This window comes from Lysinibacillus sphaericus OT4b.31 (assembly GCF_000392615.1).
In the GTDB taxonomy this organism is placed as follows: Bacteria; Bacillota; Bacilli; order Bacillales_A; family Planococcaceae; genus Lysinibacillus; species Lysinibacillus sphaericus_B.
Map to the genome: position 1 here is coordinate 2,993,593 of NZ_KB933398.1, position 21,346 is coordinate 3,014,938.

Genomic DNA, 21,346 nt, shown 5'->3' on the forward strand with positions numbered 1-21,346 from the left:
GGTTTAAACGCAAAAAAAATATTTTTCTTATACCATTTCTTACTTTTTGAAGTTCCAATCATCATGTGCATATTTTTTTTCTTCAAGTGCATGGACATATTCTAATTGCTCCTCAGAAAGTGTAAATGGTTTTAAATCAATTTGCAACGATTTTGCAAAACCATCTCGGAAAGCCGTCACACATTGTTCAATAGAAACAGGTTCTTTGACAAGGCTATTAATGGCAACAGCCTTCTCTGGCAGCTTTTTACGCATGCGTTCTTTCGCTTCATCACTTGAAAAATTAAATACTGATAATAGTTTTTCTTCATCGAGATCAAGTAAAATTGCACCATGCTGTAAAATGACACCTTTTTGACGCGTTTGCGCACTACCCGCTATTTTTTTTCCTTCTACGACAAGCTCATACCAACTTGGTGCATCAAAACAAACAGCACTCTTTGGCTGCTTCAAGTCGGCCTTTTTTTCTTCCGTATCCGGCACACTAAAATACGCGTCCATCCCTAAATTATGAAAGCCCTGTAAAATCCCCTCGCTCAATACACGATACGCCTCTGTTACCGATTCAGGCATATTTGGATAGCTTTCTGTGACAATGACGCTATATGTCAACTCATGTTCGTGTAAAACTGCTCTTCCACCTGTTGGACGTCGCACAAAACCTAGACCTTGTTCACGAACTGCTTCTAAATTAATATCTCTTTTCGCCTGCTGAAAATAGCCAATTGAAAGTGTCGCAGGCTCCCACTCATAAAACCGAATCACTGGAGGAATTAAACCCTCACTATGCCAATCAAGCAATGCCTCATCCAGCGCCATATTAAACGAAGGACTACATTTCCCTGAATTTAGAAAATACCAAGTTGTCATACAATCATCTCCTACAAGTATCAATTATGCCTCGGCGTAATTAAAACCAAATTTTGAATTGCTTTTTGGACCTGCGCAGGTTGACACAATGTTCGTCATCTCAGTCAAACCACAGGACGTGGCGATTTACCCAGGCAGGTCGATTAATGGTTGTCGCATAGACGCAACGGGTTCCTTCAAAACTTGTGCCATCCGCCGGGGCTTGTTCTTCATTCAAATTATTTTTACAATCACATCACCTTATAGAGGCAAGAGACTGCGTGACTGATACTACTTCATAACATGTGCTACTTAAAGCTATCTTATTTTTAGCCACAATCTAGTTAATTTTATCAAACTCATTGGACTATCGCTACCGCATCTTTTATAATGATAAAGAAGATAGAAAGGGGTAAGAAAATCTTGGACATACTTATCACAATTGGTGTAATTTTAGTAGTTCTAATTGCATATATCGCGATAAATGCAATGCGTCTAAAAAAAGCCGTAACCAACTTAACACAAGAACAGTTTATTGAAGGCTACCGTAAAGCACAGCTAATTGATGTGCGTGAGCAAAAAGAATTCGAGGCAGGTCATATTCTTGGCGCACGAAGCGTTCCTTCTACAGCACTACGTCAACGTTACAAAGAAATCCGACCAGATTTACCAGTATATTTATACTGCCAAAATACAGGTCGTAGTGCTCGTGCTGCACTATTCTTAAAAAAACGTGGCTACAACCAAATTTACCAGCTTGAAGGCGGCTTCCGTAATTGGACTGGTAAAATAAAAACAAAAAAACAATAAGAATTGCGCATTTGCACATTTTTCCGCTGACAGTTCACATAAAGCGCAAAAAAGCTGCACACTCGGTAAGCTACTGAGAGGACGAAACACGAATCGAAGCGACCTCCTGTGTGCGGCGCCAATGCCTATACTTTCTTATATTTTTTATAAAGAGCTAGCAGCTGCTTTAATTGCTAGCTTTTTTCTAATATTCTGAGTTTCTACTATATAATAGTAGTTGTCTAACGACTAACCATTTAGTTCTCTTTCACCAAGCCCTTGATCATGCATAGGACAAAAAGAGTAAAGCACGTAAAGGTATATACATTTCATTAGTAGCGAACATTTCTTGTTGCACATAAATGATTCAGGCTCCATCGCTATCAGCCTGCTTGACATAGATACACATCTTGTCATACTCTTCGTTCTTTCTATAGCTCTGCTAAATTATGAATGGCTACAAGACTAATCTCTTTCATTTCGCCTTCTTCTGCCAATAACCTTGCTGCTTCCTTCACTTGATTCATCTTTTTACCTAATTCAGGAAAATAAAACGAAATCATGCTACTAGCTATGACAACCAGCATAAATTTAACTTTTTTAGTATGTCTAAAAATACTAAGTTGTGTAAATAATTTATCAATCGGCACGCTATTTTTCTATTTTCTGAAAATAGCCAATTTTTAATACTTGAATAAAAGCGTAAGCATTGATAGGATGTATAATATCTTAAAATATTGTATTGTCTTTACGACGATACGTGCTATGAATGCTATGGATAAAACTATAGCAGGAGCATTTCTGGAGAGAGCGCAATATGCGTCGCCGAAGGGTTCACTATCTCAGGCAAAAGGACAGAGGAGTAATACAAACTTTCACCACGAAAGCTATACCACACGAATGTTGAGCTTAATTTTTTTAAATTAAACATCCTCAAATGGTATTTGTTATTCTGACGTTTACGAGACTAGTGTCGCTACTAGTCTCTTTTTTATTTTCCAGTCTTAGCTTTACGCATCTTTGGAGGGGTTAACGTGGAACAACAACAGTTAAAACGCGAATTAAAAAATCGTCATGTGCAATTAATTGCCATCGGCGGCACAATAGGCACAGGCTTATTTTTAGGATCAGGAAAAGCCATCGCCTTAGCAGGACCTTCAATTATTTTCGCCTATCTAATTGTCGGAATTGCCCTGTTCTTTGTTATGCGTGCGCTTGGTGAACTATTATTATCGAATGCAGGTTATACATCATTTACAGATTTCGCCACAGAATATATCGGTCCATGGGCAGGCTATGTCACTGGTTGGACATACTGGTTCTGCTGGATTATGACGGCGATGGCGGATATTATTGCAGTCGGTGTCTATACACAATATTGGTTTGATATTCCACAATGGGTACCAGCAATTGGCTGTTTAGTACTGCTATTAATTTTAAATTTACTGACAGTAAAACTATTTGGTGAACTAGAATTCTGGTTTGCGCTTATTAAAGTCGTGACGATTGTTGCCCTCATTATTATAGGATTATTTATGCTATTTACTGGGTTCCAAACAAGCTCTGGTACAGTTTCTGTGGAAAATCTTTGGGGACATGGTGGGATTTTCCCTAACGGCATCTATGGATTCCTCATGGCCTTCCAAATGGTAGTCTTTGCTTTTGTAGGTGTTGAACTAGTCGGTGTTTCCGCTGCTGAAACAGCAAATCCACAAAAAAATATCCCATCTGCCATCAATAAAATTCCAATACGAATTTTACTTTTTTACGTGGGTGCTCTATTTGTCCTTTTATGCATTAACCCTTGGAATGAAATGTCTGCGGCAAGCAGCCCATTTGTGCAAGTATTTACACTAGCTGGAATTCCTATTGCAGCAGGTATTATTAATTTTGTCGTGCTAACATCAGCTGCTTCAGCCGGTAATAGTGGCCTATTCTCTACTAGCCGCATGCTCTTTAATCTTGGTAGCAATAAACAAGCATCACCATCATTTGCAAAATTAAATAAAAACAGCGTACCAAGTAATGCACTTGTTGTGTCTGCGTTTGTTGTATCAGTAGGAGCATTATTAAGTAAGCTAATGCCGGAGAATGCCTTTAGTGTCGTGACGACAATTAGTGCTATCTGTTTTATATGGGTATGGAGTATCATTTTAATCTCTCATATTATTTATAAACGCAAAAATCGAGCACGCCATGAAGCATCGATTTTCAAAGCGCCATTTACACCATTTGTGAACTACTTGGTGCTTGCCTTCTTCGCCTTCTTATTAGTGATCATGTTCATCTCTGAAGCAACGCGTACAGCGTTACTATTAACACCGCTATGGTTTATTGTGTTATTTATTCTCTATAAAGTAAAAAGAAAATCAGAATGATCTGACTAACTTTTTTGGGTCAGATTAGTTTGTTTACAGTCTTTTTTCTAATAGAAGTGTCTATATGAGCCCGTTGATTTCTGCTACGGTGGACGCTTTTCGTGGGCATGGCTTCCGTCTCCTCGTCGCTACGCTCCTGCGGGGTTTTCAAAGAATAAAATAAAATCAGTAGACAAGCCTGTATGCTTGTCTACTGATTTTTTAGTGCATGTGCTAAGTTACAACATACCTCATTCTCAAGGATTACCCCAAGAACAATGGTGATTCGCACCTCAGAAAAACCTCTATAGTAACTAAAAAATATTCATGTTCCACTCTGTGGCAATATGCTTCAGTAAATGAACACCTGCAACACTGTTACCTATTGTATCTATTGCAGGCCCATAAATGCCGATTCCACAACCAGCCGGAAATGGTGATTGTAAGCTTGCATGGCTTGGCACAGTCGCTAGAATCGCTCCCGAGACACCACTCTTAGCAGGCAATCCGATAAACGCCGCAAATTTACCAGACGCATTATACATACCACAAGTCACCATTAACGCTTTTGTTAATTTGGCTACTTGCTTTGGAAATAACTGTGTTTTTAATATAGGATGATATCCATCATTGGCAATTACTAATCCTATCATGGCCATATCAGCAACATCTACTTCAATAGCACACTGCTTTAAATAAACTTCCAGCGCTTCCTCAACTGGGCAATCTAAATAACCAGATGCCATCAAATAGTATGCTAGCGCTCTATTCCGATTAGCCGTTTCCCATTCCGAGTGAAAAACCTCTTCATTGACACTAACTTTTTTTCCTATCATTTTTTCTAAAAAATGCAGTAGATTATCTATTTTTTCCTGTGGTGAGGCGCCTGCAAGCATAGAAGATACTGTAATAGCTCCTGCATTAATCATCGGGTTAAAAGGTTTTCCTGGCTGATGACTTTCTAAGCGTACGATGGAATTAAACGTATCACCTGTAGGTTCTACATCAACACGCTCTAATACATAAGACAATCCTTTATCCATACATGCTGAAATAAAACTAACAATTTTAGATACACTTTGGAGTGTAAAGGTTTCAGTTGTATCTCCTGCCCTCATTTCCCTACCATCTGGGCCGATGATAGCAATGGCTAGTTGATTTGGATCTTTTTGGGCCAATGCTGGTATATAGCTAGCGCAGTTTCCTTCTTTGGCATAAGGTCGAAACTGTTCCACCCATTGTGCTATTTTTGTATGATCTTCTATCATATTTAATTTCCCCTTTCAAGAAAAACAGAGCCTTCATAGTATTACTCTATGAAGACTCTAGTCAAATTTAGCCTACTTGTTAAAACTTTGGAGGAGTAGCGTCCTGTGGAATTAACGAAACATAAGGTTCACCATCAAGACGCTCTTGCCATTCTTTCGTCGCCTCTTTAATAAGCGCTGGATTGTCGATCAATGTTATTGCTGTACAAGCCATGGTTTTTGCCGCCTGCAACATGCCTTTATGCGCAATCGGCATCACACCTTGAGACACAACCTGCCATGTATGAAGCGGTGTACCTAAAGCCATGCATGTTGTTGTACATTGCACAGTTGGAACATTCCAGCTTACATCCCCTACATCGGTAGAGCCACCCATTATAAACTCTGGTAATATACTAGGTATGCTATCCGCAATGACTTTATCTTTTAGCTGTATGGCATCCATTTTATTTAGCCCTACTAATGCTGTTGCCTGAACCTCAGGAGAAAATGTCTTAAAAATAGCTGCAGCATGCTTGTCGTCTTCAGTTGTATACGTAGGCATGCCAATTTCAAGCATTTGCTTATACATAATATCATAAAGTGTTTTATTTGGTATAAGATTTGCAGCGGCTCCTTCAAAAACAACCTCTACAGATGTTTCTGTCATTAATGTGGCACCTTTTGCTATGTTTTCAACACGCTTATAAATCTCTTGCACTTGATGTTTTTTAGGTGCTCGTACTAAGTATGTCACCTCTGCATACTGTTGTACAACATTTGGTGATGTCCCACCTGTATTGGTCACTGCATAATGTAAGCGCGCTTCCGGAATAATGTGCTCACGTAAATAATTAACACCGACATTCATTAACTCCACGGCATCTAAAGCACTTCTTCCAAGATGAGGGGCCGCGGCTGCATGTGCACTTTTTCCCGTAAACTTAAAAGTAGCTGCATAGTTTGCTAGAGAACTACATGTCATCACTGTTGAAAAGGTACCTGGATGCCATGATATCGCAATGTCTACATCATCAAAGATTCCCGCCTGAGCCATATAAGCCTTCCCTGAACCATTTTCCTCAGCAGGACAGCCGTAAAAACGGATAGTCGCAGATTGATTATTTTCCTCAAGGTAATCTTTAACAGCCACTGCTGCAGCAAATGCACCTGTGCCTAATAAATTATGACCACAGCCATGACCATTCCCTCCCACCTCGAGCGGTTCATGCTGAGTGGTGCCGCCTCTCTGACTTAAACCCGGTAGCGCATCATACTCACCAAGAAAAGCAATAACTGGTTTCCCTGTGCCAAATGTTGCTACAAGTGCTGTATCAAGATTGGCAATACCAATTTCCGTCTCAAAGCCTTCTTTTTCTAAAGCTTCCTTCATATATTGAACAGATTTTTCCTCATGGAAGTGAAGTTCAGGAACTGCCCAAATGGCATCACTTAACTGTATACCCGCTTCCCTCTTTGCTTCGACTAATGTTGAAATTTTTTCATGTAAACGCATACTTTTTCCTCCTTAAGCGACTGTATTATTTTCTGAATTCAATAGATTTCCTTTTTGATCATTCAAAGTAAGGAGCGCTATTATACAAATTACCGCAAAGGCAATTAACATCCAAAAGGCTGCATCAAATGAACCGTCAAAGGCATCTACCATAAATCCAATAGCCATTGGTGTCACAAATCCCGCTAATTGCCCACCTGTATTGGCAACGCCCATTGCTGAACCTGTAATGGATGAAGGCAATTTCTTTAGAACAATTGCAGGCAGCAGTGTGATTACAAATGCAATAAAAATAGAAACCATAGTTTGATAGCCTATAAACATTGTCACTGTTTCAGCAGTAAACATTAAATATAATAAAAGCCCAATGATTGCACATGAAATGGAACCTAAAATTTTATCCATCCCGCGCGGTAATTTATCTATGATGTATCCGCTACCATACACGCCAATAATCGTCGTGATAGCTGGAATTGTTTGTGCCCAACCAATGGACATCAAATCGAGTCCACGATTTTTCTGAAGATAAGTAGGAATCCATGATACTAATCCCCAGTTCACTGCATAAATACAGAAATACGCAATGATTAAATTCCACATAAGCGGCGTTTTAAATAGTTCCTTAAAGTTCACTTTGTTTGTAGCACTCACCTTATTTTCAACATTTCCAGTTGATGCCACTGTATCTTCAGGTAATTTAATATATTTCCAATACAAAAAGGCAATAATAGCGCCAATCGCCCCAATAATGATGAACATCATACGCCAACCGATTGTCCCTAACATATAAGCCGACAGTAAAGGAACAATTAGTGACATAATCCCCGCAGAGGTAAGCATAATCGACATCGCTCTACCTCTTTCTTCCCTCGGAAAGATAGTAGCGATTATTTTTGAGCTAGAGGGTTGAAACCCACCTTCTCCAATACCAAATAAAAATCGAATAACAATCATTGTTACTAAAGACCAAGCAATAGCTGTTAAACCTGTGAAAATTGACCACATGATTACCGATAGAAGTAAGATTTTTTTAGCACCAAATTTATCTGCAAGCCAACCACCAGGTATCTGCATAATCGCATAACCTAGAAAAAAAGCACTTAATATCACGCCCGTTGAGGAAGCATCTAAACTTAGATCGTCTGTGATGGATACTACTGCATAGTTCATGATGTAGCGATCTAAGTTCCCTAATGACCACCCTAAAAATAATAATCCTAATATCAAATTTCTAGATTTCTTTGTTATATCATTTGTTACCATGTCATGCCCTCCCATGTTTTAAAAATGCATTTTCACTACATAAATCTAAGGATACGATTTGCTTTGAAAAGGTATTTATCCGTCTGCTTCGAGCGATATATTTTAACCAATTCAACATAGTTCGTAGCCAGTTAAACACGATTGCGTTCATCTCTCCCTGTCTATTAAAATCAATCCCCTTATATAACGACAATTTCGTTATATATTCGTATAATAAGCAAAATTATATGATATTTCAATATTTTTTTAAAATTTTTATAAATAAAAGATGGTGCCCCCAAAATAATTGAGACACCATCTTTCTAAAGAAAACTGTGTAAACCCCTGTTTTATCGTGCTTTTTCATAATCGAAAAATGGCCCAAAAACCACTTAGAAGGTTCGGGACATCTTTTCATTAATTTGTATTTTTTGACGAGATAAGTTGGTAAATTTTAATTGGTCTTCCCCGTGTATGTTGCAACTCTTCACCATAGATTTTGGCTAAGCCTACACTACATAAATCTGCAACTATACGCTGTGCATTGCGCTCACTCATCTGGAGTTGTGACGCTAAATCTTTTGTCGTAAAATGCTTCCAGCGCATTTTTTGAATTAATGCTTGAATTTTTGTATATGTTTTAACACTTACACTTGCTTTTTTCAATTTCTCAATTACAACGGGATCTTCCGCTCGATAAGAGTACGAGAGCTCCTCCGTATTGCCCACAGATTCAATAATGGTTCCATCATCTTGAATCATCACAATATCAATGGATTCGTTTACTTTCGTTTGACGCAATCCCCTATGAGCGTGTAATTCCGCATTAAACACAGTCTGAGCAAAGCCAATGCCAGCAGTCACTTTCGCATCCATTTCGATTGACAGCTGATACATTTTTTCTTTTATAAATTGAATTTGCCCTTCGATTGCTCCTCTCGTGCTAAAAATTGTATATTTACCATTGCCTTCTTCTATTAAGGAACCATCCACCTGTTCACATAGCTGCAATAAATTTTCCTTCATCCGTAATTCTAAATACTGAATTTGATAGCCTAGCTTCATCCGCTCTTTTAATGAGTCGAAATCTTTTATTTCTAGCATTAGAGCGCCAATTTGCGTCTCTTTATAATAGGAGGTCTTGATTTTTTCAGTAAATAACTGAACGGTATGATAAATCTCAGTCTTTGTAGGGGATACCCAATAAGAGGGGACACCAGCTTCTTTTAGCTGTTCATCTACTGTTGGATAACAAGTAATGGCAAATTCAATTTTTCCTTTCTGCCAAAGCTGAAAATGAAAGTCAAATAACTCTTTCGGATCAATTGCTACATCAAATTCTTTGACAAACAGCTGTTTCACATTTTTTTCGATTTTCTCAAGCCCTTCTGCTGCCATCTGTGCAGGAGAAGGAATAATATCTACACTTACACTGTCAATGAGCTTTCCCATACTATAAGATTGCTCCAAAAAACCTTGATAAATGGCTGCCTCAGAAAAGAAAATATGTGTAAGTTTGTCCTGTGGCACGCTCGTCTGACTGGCAATCTTAAATGGTATATAGCCAGAAAAAAGCCAAAAATCAACATGCTGATCATGGGCTTCCACAATATTTTTTGTTTCCGTAGCAATTGAATAAATATAGGGCTTAAACTCCATATCCTGTTCAATTTCTTGGGCTAACAATATAATTCTTTCTACCGATTTTGCAGGCCCAACAACACCAATTTTATACATCATTTATTCCTACTTTCTATGTCAACTGCTCTCATCATGCTAAATATATATTGGTCTCTACCTTTCAATTGTAAATAGTATAACGAAGAAATGAACGGCTAGCCAAATGAAAGGACCATCACAATAGGTAGTGATTTCAAAATTAACTTTCTATTTTATCTATATAACCCATAATAAAGCAAAATTTAGGCATAAAAAACCCCGAACTACATAACAGTTCGGGGTAATATTTTATGCAAATTGTGTGAAAATTGTGTGGGTGCCAGGCACCTACAAATCATTTGGATATAACTTATTATATAGAAGCTCTAATTTTTTCGAAAGCTTCCCATACGCAGTTTGCCAAGCTTTGCGAGCTGTTTCACTATTTTCAGCAGGAATTGCTTCATGCAATGCATGTACTTCCGCTACTTTTTTCAAATCACTCTCAGCTTGTGTTAGCTTTGAATAATTTTTCACGATGTTTTTTTCTGAAGAACTCAACTTATCATAGTCTGCTCGGATGGTCGCTACCTTCGTTTGTAAATCGGCTACATAATCACCATTTTGAACAAGCAAATTAATAGCTTCTATTAAGCCTAATGCCGTTTCGTTTGCTTTTTGTTGGTTCTTATCAGCCTCAATAATCTTTTGGCGAGTATCCTGGCTTACCAAGTTCATTTGCTTTGCAGTAAGTTTTGCAAATGCTTTAATAACCGTTGTCGGATTACTAGCAAATGACTTATCATACTGCTTCATGAAAGTCTCTACTTTTTTAACATCTGAAACAGCTGCTGTTAAAATCGAGGCATTAGTGATGAGCTTCTTATCACTTGAACTCAACTTATTATATTGAGCAGAAAGATTCTGAATTTCTTGGAGAGACACCGTATATAAATCGTCCGACACCATTGCCGCTATTTGTCCATTTAATTTTGAAATATTCGGTGCATTTCCATCTACTAAACGATTATTTAGTAAATCTTCGTACTGTGGTTTTGCTAAATGCTGCTGATTTGCTGGTAATTTTGCATAGGCCTTTTCCACAGTCTCTATTTTCTTCGCTTGCTTAGCAACGTCCATTTCCTCTCTAGCAGTTTGTACCTTTTTATGGAATGATTTTACCCCAGTAACGTCTTTAGTTGCTGCCGTTAATAAATGGTAGTTTGTCACATACTTACGTGCTGAAGATGAGAGGTTTTTATAAGTCGCTGTCGCTGCGTTTACAGCCGTTTCTAATTGCGTGAAGGAGTATTTTGTTACATCAGCAAACTTCGCAATGTCAGCTTTTAGAGCTTCTGCTGCCGCTTTATCTGCTGGCTCTTTACCATCAACCGTTACATTTGGTGATTTATTCAAAAATTCATCTGCATTATAAACAAGTGATTGCTGCAAACTTGTCAACTTATTATAAGCTTTTAACGTATTACTATAAGTAGATTGTAATTTACTTTCAGCTACACCGCTTGTCAATGTAAGATTTTTATATGCGGCCATGTCCTTAATGACTTTTTCTGCTGTTTTGATATCTTTTTGCAGCGTTAAAATGCTTTGATAACCGATAATTTTAGCAGCTGAAGTTTTCGTTAAGCTTTTATAATCAGTAATTATTTGGTTAACATTTTTCACATGACCTTGCCATGATTCCGCAGATGGATTTATCGGATAGCTTACGTCTCCTATGTAGCGAGCTATCTCAGTATTTAAAAAATAAATTTGATTTTCCTCTGCATTTTCTGCAGCTAGTAATTGCGTGACATACGTAGCTGGCACTAGTTGCAGCTGTTTGTAAGTGAGCTTTTCATAGGCTGTACGAATTGATTTTGCAGCTGTTACTTGCTTGCTCGGTGTATTATTTACTGATAATTTATCGAAAAGCTTAATAAATTGTTCAATCTTTTTGATGTCCTGCTTCGCTTCATTTAAGATTGTTTGATTTTGTACAGTGACTTGATAGTTTTTTGATAACTTCGCTATATCTGTTTCAATCGCCTCAACAGCTACTTTTAGAGACTCCATGCTTGTAGGTACATACTTCACAAGGGAATTTTCATAGGATAATAATGCAACAATCGCTTGATTCAATCTTCTTACTTCAGCAATTTCTGCAATATCTGCAGGTTCTTTCAAAATGTCCTTAATATTAGTATATAAAACATCACCTATATCTAAGCTGCGTTGTAATAAATCAAACTTATCGTAGGCATCTTCAATTTCTTTTATATATTTAGGTAAGTCTTTTTCACTTACTTCTTTTACTTTATTTACTTTTTCATTTAGTTTGTTTATTGCCTCTACGTCAGTAAGTGCTCTCTTTAATACATCATAGTTGGTCACATTTGCCTTCGCAGCGGGCGATAGGTCTTGATATTTTTTTTCTAATGCATCTATTTCCGCTTTAAATGATTCTAAGCTAGATACATTATATTTGCTGTCGCTTATACGTAAAGTTTTAATATCGTTAATCAATGTATCAGACGGTTCTTTAGATACTGTTATCGGTGCAGATACATCCGACTCAACAACTGCTGGACCAACCTTCGCCTGCACTTTCACTATAAAATCTTTCATTCCATTTTCTAATGCATCTGCTGGAATTTTATAAGTACCAGCTGTTGCACCGTTGATAATAGTGAACGATTCACCTACTTTATAAAACCATTGATAGCTATATGTAATTTGACTACTTTGTAACTTTGCCCCGCCTTTATCTGTTACTTTGGCCCCTGATACCCTTACCGTTTCACCTGGTGCTACAAAGTTTGTAGTCGAATCAAATGTTGGCTGTGTAATCTCAAGTTCCAATGTATTAATGGTACGTGATTCACTTTTATACGTACTACCAGTCGTCGAAGTCGCTTCTACAAAAATTGTTTTACCTGCTGCTTCAGCTGGGATTGTAAAAGATGCCATTGTTGCACCTGAAATTGGTTTGTTCGTAGTAGTCTTGGTACCACTTTCGTTCTCTACATAGTACCACTGATACTTATTTACAATTGTGTTTGCTGGTAAGTTTTCAATAGACGCCTTTAATGTTTCATTTACGGTATTCGTTCCTGTGATTAAAATAGTTGAAACTCCCTCTGCTCCAGCTACTGTAGGAACAATAAGGGCTGCCGGAATAGCTGCTACGGTGAAAAGTAATTTTTTATTCAATATTCAGTCCTCCTCATTTCATCTCTAAAATTATATCGGTAACAATTCAATAATTTCCTTTGTTTTACCGCATTTTTCTCATAAAGTGTATTTCTTACCTAATTTAATAATCAAAAAAATAATAATTTGATTTTATTTACCATTTTATATCATAAATCAACTTTATTTTTCTTTTCCAACTATTACCCAACCATAATGGAAGTATCTGCTTCCTTTTTTCTGACAAAAAAATCTAGCCATCAATAATGATTGCTAGACTTTTTTTGTTTATTTATTTTTAACTTCATACTAGGTTTAATACCATTTTTTGACTTATTCATTAAAATTCAATGACCATTACGAAGTATGTAACTATCCTTTATGTAGTTTCCAAGATTGTTATATATATGTATAATACAAATGTTATTATACTATTTATAACATTTAAGGAGGTAGATGGGTGTATGGAAAATCTATATACACCAAGTTTGACCGGGAATGACGTGGAGAAAACAAAAAGCTTTGAGGTTAGCAACCTATTTTTCGTGGCAATAATTGGTGGGATTCTTGCCGTTTCAGTGTTAGGTATACGAAATGCAAAATCCTTGAAATTAGAGAAAAAATACATACAACTATTAACGGTTATTAGTATTATTCTATTCATATCCAAAATTGTACTCGTTTACTTAATCTCACAACAAATAATTGCGATCGATGATACGTTTATTAAGCTTGTTGGGCGATTAACTGGAGCTGTTGGCTTTTTTATATTCTTTGCATTTCTTAACAAACCCTACAAAGAACATATAGCAGTTGGTGGAGATACAGAACCTTTAATGGGATCAGGCTTGACTTGGTGTATACTGGCAGGTCTGATTGATGCACTTATTCTAGCGTTTATTTTAGCAATGTAAAAAAGGAAGGCGTGTACCTTGATGAACGAATACGAAGAAACATCTTTTGAAGTCATCGAGCATTATTTTGATATTGGAAAATATAATCAAGTTATTGAGCTCGTAAAGGAAGAATTACAAGACCATATAGAAAATAGTATGCTTTGGTATATGTTAGGATATAGCAACTATACTATTGACGAATTTGATGATGCTGAAGAGCAATTACACGAAGCGATGAGATTAGGCCATGATGAAGAAATTGTCTTTTATGTGTTAGGCCATCTTTATATGGAAACTGAGAAATGGCAAGAAGCGGAAGCATCCTTTCTAGAAGTACTTTGCTTGAATCCAAACGATGCAGAGACACACGCTAGCTATGCCGTCCTAATGAAAAAAACAGGTCATCGAAAAAAAGCAAAATTATTAATAGAAAAAGCTTTAGAATTAGATCCAGAAAATGCCTATGTTCTACGAAAGCATTTTACTTTAGAAGGCGTCCATGGTGACAAGCAACAACAAGTACTAGCACTTGAGCAATATATGAATTCCGCAGATAGTGAATTAGCCAAGCTACTGCATCTTGGCAATAATGCTTCCTTTCGACATAACGACAAAGAAGCTAAAGAATATTATAGACAAGCCTATCTTCTACAGCCAGAAGATAAAAATTTACTATCAATATTAGAAGAAATGGAATTTTCAGGACACCCATTATTAGCACTAAATCGTATAATAGAACGCTTTGGAGGTGCACCTGTTTTTTGGCTAATTGGTGTTGGGACGACTTTCACACTCTTGTTCTTAGGTTTTGAAGATATAGGAATATTATGGATGAAGTGCTATATTGTACTTGCACTTTATACATGGATTTCAGTCCCGTTAGTGAAGGGACTAAAAAAATTAAGGGGATACAATTATGGATAAAGTAAAATGGTTACAACAAATGGTTGAGCAAAGCCCAACAGACCCTCAGGCACACTACTGGCTTGGAAAAGAACTTGCTGAAAATAGTCGTTGGCTAGAAGCCATTCAGTCTTATACTACTGGCATTTCTTTCTGTGCAGACGAAACGCTACGTAAGGAAATCATCAATGAGCTGACTAAGGCGAGCATACATATTCAACAAGCAGAGACAACGCACCCCGAACAAATTTATGTGTTGGATGAAGTTGACCAGATTAACGCAATTAACGAGGAGAACGAGGGTGACGAAACAATTGCCGCTTCAGCTGAAGAGCTATTTGTAAAAGTGGAAGAAGAAGAGACAGAACAACAAACAAGTTTATTGGATCTTGAACCGCGATTAAAAGTCATTGATGGCGAAAATCCCAAAATAACTGCAAAAAAAATGAAGAATCAAGTCACGTTTGCAGATGTTGCTGGTCTTGACGATTTAAAAAAGACTATTAATCTTCGCATTATTAGTCCTTTTTACAACAAAGGTCTGTTTGCAAAGTTTCGAAAAAAAGTAGGCGGTGGTGTTCTCCTGTACGGACCACCCGGATGTGGAAAAACATTTATAGCCAAGGCAACTGCTGGTGAATGTAAGGCTAATTTCTACCCTGTTCATATTACAGACATTCTAAGTGGGTACACTGGCGAAAGTGAACAAAATTTAGAAGGCTTTTTTGATAAAGCACGTTTGCAAAAGCCAAGTATTATGTTCTTTGATGAAGTAGATACACTTGGTTATAGTCGTTCTCATTCTTCAGCAAATGCTAGAAGCTTAATTAATACCTTCCTTACAGAGATGGAAGGAATCGATACAAACACAGATGAAATTCTTGTAATGGCAGCAACGAATACCCCGTGGGATGTTGATAATGCGTTAAAGCGTCCAGGTCGATTCGACCGACTCATTTTTGTCGCCCCACCAGATGAAAAAGCAAGAAAACTAATTTTTCAATTGAAGCTAAAAGGAAGATATGCTGAAGACATTGATGTAACAACACTTGCGGCGCAAACTGAGTTTTTCTCAGGTGCAGATATCGAAAATGTCATAGAATTAGCTACTGAAAATGTACTTGCTGAAATTTTAACAACTGGTGATGAACGACCAATTACAACAAATGATCTACTACATGTATTAAAAGATTTACAACCATCTACATTAGAATGGCTACGTACAGCAAAAAACTACGTTAAATACGCAAACCAAACAGGACTCTACAATGATGTTGAAAAATATCTGCGTGCCCATGGTCGGCGCATATAAAATAAGATTCAAGGCAGTAAGGAAAATCAGCAGAAAAGAGGCATCTCAAACTTAGAGACGCCTCTTTTTTAACGCTATAGTTTATGCACAACTAAATAATGGGGCCATCTTGGGGTAAGCCAGGTTTATCGCTTCCGTCAGTCGGAGTTTTATTCGAGTCAAGGGAATCGCTCGGGTCCTTACGGTTTCCGCTCAGGTCGAGCGAAGAAACGCTCGGGTACACACGCTTTCCGCTCGGGGCAAGGCCAGTATCGCTCGGGTCCTACCGTTTAACGCTCGGGTCAAGGTCAGTTTCGCTCGGGTACACACGCTTTTCCGCTCGGGTCTAGCCAAGAATCGCTTAGGCACTCACGCTTTCCGCTCGGGGCAAGGCGAGATACGCTCTGGCCCACACGTTTTTCGCTCGGGTCTAACCAAGATTCGCTCTGGTACACGTGGTTTCCGCTCGGGTTAAGGTCAGTTTCGCTCAGGTCGAGCCAAGAAACGCTCGGGTCTAGCCAAGAATCTCTCGGGTATCTAGTTTCCACATGAGACACGACCAAATACCTCCCCATTAGATAGTAATATCAGTAAAACTCCCTTACTTCATTTTCTGGCATAATAAAATCTACAACCTTCAATTTTACATATTGCTATATGTATCCATGCGTATACAATTCCAATAAATCGTTTCAATTTTTTATAAGCATTCATTCGAAAAACTTCCGACTGCGGCATCAAAAAACCTCCTACTCAATGTTCGTACTGAACTCATCGCCTCAGCACGAAATTAATTAGAAGGAATTGATTATGATTTTCTTTTACTATCCATTTTGCAATATATTTTTAGTGCCCTCTAGTGAAATGAGACGACCATCCACTTTGAGCATAATCCAGAATGTTGTTCTCTTCATTGACGGTAATTTGAATAGACATTCCTTTGCCTACCTCTGAATTGATGTAGAACAGTCCATTAAAGGCTTGTACCCGTTCTTGCATGCCCTTTAATCCCATTGAATCAGAGCGGATAATGGCATCCATATTAAATCCTACACCGTCATCTGTGTAAAAAATCCCAAAACCATTTTCCATTTCTTGCAGGTGAATTTCGACCGTGGTTGAAGAGGAATGCTTTATTGCATTGTTTAATAACTCCTGAAAAAGTCGATAAATCATAAGGTTTAATCGTTCATCTTCTAGATAAAGACGATCGATTGAATAAAGTAAGACAAAGTCGGCTCTTTTGCGTGTTTTCTGAATCAGCTTGTCAAGTGCAGCATTCAACCCTAATGTATCTAATAATGGAGGTTTTAAATTCTCACAATATACTCTTAAATCATACAACGATGTTATCATTTGTTCATGTATCTTGGCGAGCTGCCACTGAATGTCCGTCGTATTCTTGGTATGCATAAGTGCATTCACTTCCCGAGCAATATGAAGCTGTTCCTGTAAATTGGTATCATGGAGCTCTTGCGCCAATTGGAACTTCTCTTCCTCAAATCTATACCAGAGTAACTTATTTAGCCACGGTAGTTGATTTTTATCGGCCACCTTCATATGCTTTAACTGTTCTAACAGCTCTTCCACCATTTTCGTATTTTCGATAAAATTATTTAAATATAAAAGTAGCAATTCCAGCCACAACAGTTCCTCATCTTTTAAATGTATCGAATTATTATGATCTACTACCAATATTCTTTTATAATCCACATCTTGGTGGATGAAGGCCATATAAAACTTGTCGATTCTCTTTATATCCCCGAGTTGTAACCGCTCAATTAATACTTCATCGAAATGATTATGTAGGTACTCGGTTGATTTATTGGCAGAAATAAATTGATTATTTTTGTAATCATATGTTAATACATAAACACTGTTAATCTCAAGATGTATAGCGGCCTCCTGTACAAATTTTTGCAGTAAGTCCTCAATTTTAATGACTCGTCCAATTCGATCAACTGTTGTATACAATCGATGGATATAATCGCCTTTTGTAGAAAAAAGAACTTTGCGCTTTCGGTAATCGATTTTTTCCTTGGCATAAAAAAGAGCAGTTAATGACAAAAAAGAGAAGAAGAATATTTCTGCCATTTTTGATATGGGTAGGTCCGCAAACCAATAAACACCTAATAATAGCCACAGTGTAAATACAAATGAAAAACTAACATAATAACGTAAACGTGTAATAAAATATTCCAAATCAAATATACGCTCTGTTAGTTGTGTGAAAATAAAGCTAAAAGGGATTAACATGAGAAATAAAGAGCAGATATCCGCAGAAAGTATTTGTTTTTGAAATATAATTTCTGGTAGAGCATAAAGAAAAAGGAACGGCAAAAACGGAATAATAATACTACTCAGTAAAATTTTTAATTGTGGCGTTTTATATTTCATATAACCTACCACCATCGTACTAAGTATGAATATAAGTAGTAAAAAAAATAACCCTAAGATTGCATTTGATAGTATGAGATGAGTAGCTCGAAAAGTAATACCAAAAATACTCATAAATATTACTAACACAGGTAACATATAAAGTATTTTTATGTTCTTAAAAAACATCCATTCTATATTTAGAAATTCAAAATACTTACTTAAAAAGTGAATTAAAAGTACGAGGCAAAGTAACATACTACTACGATTCACAATAATCCCAACATTGTTTAATATACCAGATGCACCTATACTGACATATGCCAATGAGACCGTGAGAATAAACAGAATCAATAAATTTAATAAAGCCGTATTCTTCTGTTTGTAGTATAGATATAACGAAATCATCAACGTCAGGAAATAATAACTAGTAGGTACTACAAGTATATAGTAAAATTGTTGCGGAATATCTTGTGGTTTTATTTGTACATGAACCAAATGACCATTTGGCTTCATTATTGTTAAATCATTTGCTGCTCTAATTACAAAGTCATATTTTATATTAGCGATATCATTGATTTGAATGCCATCCACGTCTAAAACAGCATCTCTAGGTGATACTCCTTGTTTATCAGCCCAATCCTTATAATATGGGTCAGTGACTATCCAACGTCCATTCTCCTCTTCTATTTCAATATTTAAGAAAGGCTTGCTATAAGTTACAAATAGTAAATAACAACCTATTGTTAAATAAACACCTATAACAAGCCAAAACCATTTGTATTTAGTTGGTTTTAGTTCCACAACCGAAGATCTAAACACAAGTCTTCCTCATAAGATTCTAAAATAGCCTGTTGTTCAAGTGCTGTTACGCCAACTAGAGAAGCCTTTTTTTCTTTTAACAGTGTAACCAATGTCGGATTTTGCTCTAAAAATTGAATCATGTTAATCATAAAATCTCCTCATTTCATTAGTTTTTTTCTAGCGTATAGTCACATTTAGAAAATTTAGAACCTCAACCTGTAGAACTTTAAGAGCTATCGCATAGTGACCAACCATACTTTTTAATCATCAAAAAGTAATTATTAACCATAAATGTAACTATAAAATAATTATACTATCTATTCACAATTTTTCAACATTATTTTCTATTAAATGCTAAAATATTTTAGATTATGAGTAATTCTTGTTCAATATGATATTTTTAGACCCTTGTTTTCGAGCATAAATTGCCCATCATTTCTCCTAAAAAAAATCCGAGGACGTTTTTTAAAACGCTTCTTCCTAGGAACTATATCTGCTACAGCAATACTGTATTTTTATAGCCATTCTATATAAATCACTAGTAGGTTATTTTTTGACATAGTTCATAAGATAGTTGGAAGCTGAAAACATATAAGACTTTAAAAAATGACTTCAGCAGCCAACCTGTTACGGATAGTACTAGAAGACGTAGTTTAGAGCAATTTAAGAATGATTCGAATTTTTCAAATAGACGATATACAGTAGCGTTGAATTACGTTTATTTGTTGTAAGGAAGACCCTTTTCATTTTTAACCTACAGACCACTCTTAACTAAATTTTCTATTTGATTAATACTTTTATTTTCAGCCTCAATAATCAATAATTTTAATAATATTTCTGTTACCTTAGAAAATGAGAATTTACTTGATCCAATTTCTCCATGTGCCCCCATAAAAAACTCTAAATCTCCACATGGGAATAAGGAATGTTCTCTGACAACTTTATTTGTAGTATCGATAATCGCTTCTGCATATTCGTTTGGTATTCCTAAAAATATAGTATCTGACTTCATTGCAATATTATCAGATAAAATTTCATCTAAATCCAAACTAGTATTTACTCTAATATTAAGACTTTTTATATTTTCAGGAGTAAATTTCATGCCTAAGAAAGCATAATTATTCATGTCACGTTTTGAAAGTAAAAGCTCAAGTGCTATGCTTGTAGGCTTAATATACATGCAGTTTTCAATATTTATAGAAGTTGTTAACCTATTTATAATCTCGTAATTTAAATCTGGTAAATTATTTACCTATAATTTACCTTTTTTGTTTTGTCCTAAATTATCTAAAGCAATCATTCATCCAACCCCCAGAATTTTCTCCAGTTTTTTTAATGCTAAATGAAGAAACATTATACTTTTTAATAGCCATTTCATGTGCAGTATCATAATCGATTCCATTTTTCATCATTGTTGATTCAGAAACTTCATGCATATAGAAACTTGCATCTGCACTAGTTATTAGCACCTGTTTTACGAACGGTCGTATCAGTCGGCTTTGCTGGTGAATTTTCCAATATACACTACTAGGCAAGTCAGATTGATGCTCTAATTGCGTTTATATCGATTTGTTGAAGCACACAGGTAGGAGCAAATTGTTCATCAAAGCCGACATATTCAAATCGTACTTCTTCTAATATATTTAAGCTATTTGCAAGCTTGAATTACTATTAAATTTATCCATTACTTCTTTAGATATTTCTCCAATCTTCTCCACTATTAGATATCGGCCAACAAGCACGTCGAGTAACAAGAATTAAAAAGAGTAGAACAAACATCAAAAGTTTGTTCTACTCTATGATTGAATCAATTTCATAATACGTATTTTAAAAAAATCATAGACGTGCAGAATATTGAATGATTACTTAAAAAAACGAATGAAATACCTTATGATGCTGTAGATTCTTGAAGATTAGTATATCTAAGTCTATCCATCGCTAGTCTGGATGCATTGTATGCAATGTGTACTAAATCGAAATGAACTTTAGCTTTTTTCCCTGTACAATGGTAAATCTGATTCAATAGAAAGTAGCCTTTTAGATAGGCATTTACACGTTCAACGGCACTTCGCGCCTTATAGAGTTGGTTCCATTTTTTCGAGCCTCTTGCTGGAGCCGTATATCGTCTAAGATCTTTTGTTATTTTCATTTTATAAACCTTTTGACATAAGCTATCGTGAGCCAATGGACAATCGTTACATTCATGAGGACGTGTATACTTTAGC

At 36.5% G+C, this 21,346-nt stretch carries 17 protein-coding genes and 1 riboswitch; of the genes, 5 read left to right on the plus strand and 12 right to left on the minus strand.

Annotated elements, in window-relative coordinates; genetic code table 11:
* Positions 1-39 precede the first annotated feature (39 nt).
* A complete protein-coding gene (locus tag H131_RS13730) occupies positions 40-870 on the minus strand; it encodes a lipoate--protein ligase family protein (RefSeq protein WP_010859771.1) in 831 nt (276 codons plus the stop codon).
* Between the two features lie 402 nt (positions 871-1,272).
* On the opposite strand from H131_RS13730, the gene H131_RS13735 reads away from it, so the two are divergent.
* Positions 1,273-1,659, plus strand: a complete 387-nt coding sequence (locus H131_RS13735) for a rhodanese-like domain-containing protein (RefSeq protein ID WP_010859772.1) — start codon at positions 1,273-1,275, stop codon at positions 1,657-1,659.
* Between the two features lie 410 nt (positions 1,660-2,069).
* On the opposite strand, the gene H131_RS13740 is transcribed toward H131_RS13735, so the two are convergent.
* Complete coding sequence (locus H131_RS13740; protein WP_155242460.1) at positions 2,070-2,225, minus strand: hypothetical protein; 156 nt, start codon at positions 2,223-2,225, stop codon at positions 2,070-2,072.
* Between the two features lie 204 nt (positions 2,226-2,429).
* A riboswitch (glycine riboswitch) is annotated at positions 2,430-2,506 on the plus strand.
* Positions 2,507-2,672: 166 nt separating this feature from the next.
* Here H131_RS13740 and H131_RS13745 point away from each other — a divergent pair.
* Positions 2,673-4,016, plus strand: a complete 1,344-nt coding sequence (locus tag H131_RS13745) for an amino acid permease (protein WP_010859774.1) — start codon at positions 2,673-2,675, stop codon at positions 4,014-4,016.
* Between the two features lie 293 nt (positions 4,017-4,309).
* On the opposite strand, the gene H131_RS13750 is transcribed toward H131_RS13745, so the two are convergent.
* The 5 genes from H131_RS13750 to H131_RS13770 form a co-directional block, all read right to left on the minus strand.
* On the minus strand, positions 4,310-5,263 hold the full coding sequence (locus H131_RS13750; RefSeq protein WP_010859775.1) for a glutaminase: 954 nt from the start codon (positions 5,261-5,263) through the stop codon (positions 4,310-4,312).
* A gap of 79 nt (positions 5,264-5,342) precedes the next feature.
* The gene (locus tag H131_RS13755; RefSeq protein ID WP_010859776.1) at positions 5,343-6,758 is read right to left on the minus strand and encodes a M20 family metallopeptidase; all 1,416 of its coding nucleotides are present in this window, start codon (positions 6,756-6,758) and stop codon (positions 5,343-5,345) included.
* 12 nt (positions 6,759-6,770) lie between these two features.
* Positions 6,771-8,021 carry an MFS transporter gene (locus H131_RS13760; protein WP_010859777.1) on the minus strand — a complete coding sequence of 417 codons (1,251 nt, stop codon included), beginning with the start codon at positions 8,019-8,021 and terminating at the stop codon, positions 6,771-6,773.
* A 396-nt stretch (positions 8,022-8,417) separates the two neighbouring features.
* On the minus strand, positions 8,418-9,740 hold the full coding sequence (locus H131_RS13765) for a hypothetical protein (RefSeq protein ID WP_230491852.1): 1,323 nt from the start codon (positions 9,738-9,740) through the stop codon (positions 8,418-8,420).
* Between the two features lie 267 nt (positions 9,741-10,007).
* Positions 10,008-12,872 (minus strand): hypothetical protein, encoded by a 2,865-nt coding sequence (locus H131_RS13770; RefSeq protein WP_010859779.1) that lies wholly within the window; start codon positions 12,870-12,872, stop codon positions 10,008-10,010.
* A 443-nt stretch (positions 12,873-13,315) separates the two neighbouring features.
* Here H131_RS13770 and H131_RS25010 point away from each other — a divergent pair, with 443 nt between their 5' ends.
* From H131_RS25010 to H131_RS13785, 3 genes are read left to right on the plus strand one after another with little or no spacing between them, the layout of a single operon-like run.
* Entirely contained in the window at positions 13,316-13,765 is a 450-nt protein-coding gene (locus H131_RS25010; protein WP_010859780.1) for a hypothetical protein, read from the plus strand.
* Between the two features lie 18 nt (positions 13,766-13,783).
* On the plus strand, positions 13,784-14,671 hold the full coding sequence (locus tag H131_RS13780; RefSeq protein WP_036130316.1) for a tetratricopeptide repeat protein: 888 nt from the start codon (positions 13,784-13,786) through the stop codon (positions 14,669-14,671).
* On the plus strand, positions 14,664-15,962 hold the full coding sequence (locus H131_RS13785) for an ATP-binding protein (protein WP_010859782.1): 1,299 nt from the start codon (positions 14,664-14,666) through the stop codon (positions 15,960-15,962). The genes H131_RS13780 and H131_RS13785 overlap by 8 nt, the downstream gene beginning before the upstream one ends.
* 825 nt (positions 15,963-16,787) lie before the next feature.
* Here H131_RS13785 and H131_RS13795 read toward each other — a convergent pair.
* The 5 genes from H131_RS13795 to H131_RS13810 form a co-directional block, all read right to left on the minus strand.
* Positions 16,788-19,139 carry a sensor histidine kinase gene (locus tag H131_RS13795; RefSeq protein ID WP_010859784.1) on the minus strand — a complete coding sequence of 784 codons (2,352 nt, stop codon included), beginning with the start codon at positions 19,137-19,139 and terminating at the stop codon, positions 16,788-16,790.
* Positions 19,112-19,270, minus strand: coding sequence for a competence pheromone ComX (comX, locus tag H131_RS13800; RefSeq protein WP_036130322.1), 159 nt, complete (start codon positions 19,268-19,270; stop codon positions 19,112-19,114). The genes H131_RS13795 and comX overlap by 28 nt, the downstream gene beginning before the upstream one ends.
* Positions 19,271-19,875: 605 nt before the next feature.
* Complete coding sequence (locus H131_RS13805) at positions 19,876-20,301, minus strand: hypothetical protein (RefSeq protein ID WP_010859786.1); 426 nt, start codon at positions 20,299-20,301, stop codon at positions 19,876-19,878.
* A gap of 103 nt (positions 20,302-20,404) precedes the next feature.
* Positions 20,405-20,656, minus strand: coding sequence for a hypothetical protein (locus H131_RS24545; protein ID WP_010859787.1), 252 nt, complete (start codon positions 20,654-20,656; stop codon positions 20,405-20,407).
* 353 nt (positions 20,657-21,009) lie between these two features.
* Positions 21,010-21,346: transposase (locus tag H131_RS13810; protein ID WP_010859788.1), on the minus strand; the 337-nt coding region annotated here is incomplete at its 5' end.